This window comes from Oleiphilus sp. HI0061, from assembly GCF_001635675.1.
Window position 1 is genome coordinate 1 of record NZ_LWFE01000209.1, and the last position, 852, is coordinate 852.

1 protein-coding gene is annotated in these 852 nt (G+C 46.7%); it reads left to right on the plus strand.

The genetic code is table 11. The features are described 5' to 3' along the window. Window positions 1-852: phosphoenolpyruvate carboxykinase (ATP) (locus A3735_RS02425; RefSeq protein WP_156499346.1), on the plus strand; the 852-nt coding region annotated here is incomplete at both ends.

An 852-nucleotide genomic window follows, 5' to 3' on the forward strand; every position in this document is an offset into this window, starting at 1 on the left:
TCTTTAGTCGTTACCACCGGCAAAAGAACAGGACGCTCTCCTATGGACCGCTATATTGTTGATGAGCCGAGTACTTCGGATGCAATCGGCTGGGGTCCAATTAACCGACCATTCGACCCTGAAAAGTTCGATGCTTTGTGGGAACGAGTCGAGGCGTATTTGGCTGAGCGAGATAGCTATCTTTCTCACCTTCACGTGGGTGCAGATGCTGATCACTATCTACCTGTTAAGGTTGCAACAGAAACTGCTTGGCAGAACCTGTTTGGTCGCAATCTGTTTATCCGCCCTGAGCAATATAACCAGGCCGATAAGCAAGAATGGGAAATCCTAAACGTTGCAAGCTTTGAGTGTGTACCTGAGCGTGACGGTACTAATAGTGACGGTACAGTAATCATCAACTTCGCCAAGCGTCGCGTTTTGCTTGCAGGTATGCGTTATGCGGGTGAAATGAAGAAAGCAATGTTCTCTGTTCAGAACTTCTTGTTGCCAGAGAAAGACGTATTACCAATGCATTGTTCTGCAAACGTTGGTGATGACGGCGAAACAACATTGTTCTTCGGTTTGTCAGGTACAGGTAAAACTACCTTGTCTGCTGACCCTGCGCGTTACCTTATTGGTGATGACGAGCACGGTTGGGGCAAAGGCGTTGTCTTCAATATTGAAGGCGGCTGCTATGCGAAGACTATTGATCTATCTCAAAAGAATGAGCCAATCATTTGGGATGCGATCAAGTTCGGTGCAATCGTAGAAAACGTAGCGCTTTCTGATGATAAGCGTCTACCAGATTACACAGATACAAGCATTACTGAAAACGGTCGTTGTGCCTACCCGCTAGAGCACGTTGAAAAACGT